At 60.8% G+C, this 1,669-nt stretch carries 2 protein-coding genes; one reads left to right on the forward strand and one right to left on the reverse strand.

Annotated features, from left to right (window positions below; translation table 11 throughout):
* Positions 1 to 173: 173 nt before the first annotated feature.
* Positions 174 to 872, reverse strand: coding sequence for an Abi family protein (locus tag Q0G18_RS09420; RefSeq protein WP_297152449.1), 699 nt, complete (start codon positions 870 to 872; stop codon positions 174 to 176).
* A gap of 560 nt (positions 873 to 1,432) precedes the next feature.
* On the opposite strand from Q0G18_RS09420, the gene Q0G18_RS09500 reads away from it, so the two are divergent.
* Positions 1,433 to 1,669 (forward strand): 2-phospho-L-lactate transferase CofD family protein (locus tag Q0G18_RS09500; protein WP_366769363.1); only part of this gene is annotated, 237 nt, incomplete at its 3' end.

Below are 1,669 nucleotides of genomic sequence, written 5' to 3' on the forward strand. Positions count from 1 at the left end.
GCTTACTGCCGTGCCACGGCTGTTTCCGAGAGGAATAAGGAGCGAGGGCGATACCGTGAGCGAGCCGCCGAACAGGCTGGGTCGTGCAATGCAGCACCTGAGGCGTCTATTCGCTGGCCGGCGTATCGCGCCAGCGCTTAAGCGAGAAGGCCCTGTGCCGATAAATCAGCGTCTCAGTTTTCCTTTGGGCTCACGGTATCATTGAGAAGATCGATCAAGTCGCTCATGTCGACCATTGAGGAAATATAAGCTTCGCATAGTCTCTCGGGGCTGACGGCTTTGAAGTTGAGCTCCCAGCCCGCTTGTCGGGCCAATTGGTTCGCAAATATACGCTGCGTTCTTCCGTTTCCCTCGCGGAAAGGATGGCAGCATGCGTTCCTGGTGACGCGAAGGACGGAAAGCCAGTTCTTGAATACGGGGACCTTCACGCCAAGATCCGAGGCTACCGCGGTTCTCGTGCTCGGCGAAACCTTCGAGAACAAGAGCTCGAGCGTGCCCATGGTGGCGCACTCCACCATCATCCAGTAGGGAGGAAGGTCGTGCTCGTCGCCGTACGCATTCGCGAAGTGCTTGATGTACTGCTCGCTCTTCTTCGCGGCTGAGTACTCCCGGGATAGCTTGGTCCTTGCGGAATCGGGATACCCGAACGCCCCGTCTTCCTTCGCGGCGAAATAGGCAAGCCGGCTTCTCAGGAACACCTCGATTCTCGCGACCGCCTCGAACATCAGGAGGCGCAGCCTTCTGTCGAATTCGTAAGTCCGCATTATCTCGTCGAAGGTAGTGCCTTCGCGGAAGACCGTCTTGCCGTCGCCCGAGGAGGTCTTGTACGGGAACCAATATGCAGAGAGCCTGTAGTAGCCGATGGTCTCCAAGGATCTTTTGAGATCATCGACGTTATTGCATCCGAGATCCTTGCCCCTCGTCAGCAGATCGACTTGGTCATCTATGAAAAATCCACTTCTTGGCGTATTTCATGTTTCACCCTCTGGATATAAAAAGAGCTGGAGTTGCGCATCAAAGAGAGGCTTTCCAGCTTTAGTAACGCATATTGTATCTAGCTCGCAGTATCGAGTCAAGGCGCGAAGATTAGAGGATGCCTTTATTTCGCATGACAAGCGCGCCAGAACGGCGAGCTGGCCCGCAGGCCGCACGCCAATAAAGCCGGCAAACGAACCGACGCCTTTCGGGTTGACCCGGCCGCCACGGCGGCCTTCTCGGCCCTGAAGAGCGCCCTGCCGCACCTCGGCGGCCTGGACGCCCACGACCGGACCCTGCGCGCCGTGGTCATCGGCGGCGGCACCGGGCCCCCGGTTTCCATCTGCACCCTGCTGTCGCTGGGGGTGCAGACGAGCGCCGTGGTGGCCACGGCCGACGACGGCGGCAGCAACGGCGTGCTGCGCGAGGAGGCCGACGCCACGCCCCCCCCGGCGATATCCGCAAGTGCCTCGTCGTCTTCGCGAAGGACCCCTCCGACCCGCTCGTGCGGGCGCTCAAATACCGCTTCGCCGTGGCCCGCGACCACGCGCTGGGGAACCTCCTGCTCACCGCGTTGGAAGACGCCACCGGGTCGTTCCCCGAGGCCATCGCCATCTGTGAGCGGCTGGTGAACGCCCAGGGGCATGTGTGCCCCTCCACCTTGGACCACGTGATCCTGTCGCCGGCCCTGCAG

This window comes from uncultured Ellagibacter sp. (assembly GCF_934636505.1).
Taxonomy (GTDB): Bacteria; Actinomycetota; Coriobacteriia; order Coriobacteriales; family Eggerthellaceae; genus Ellagibacter.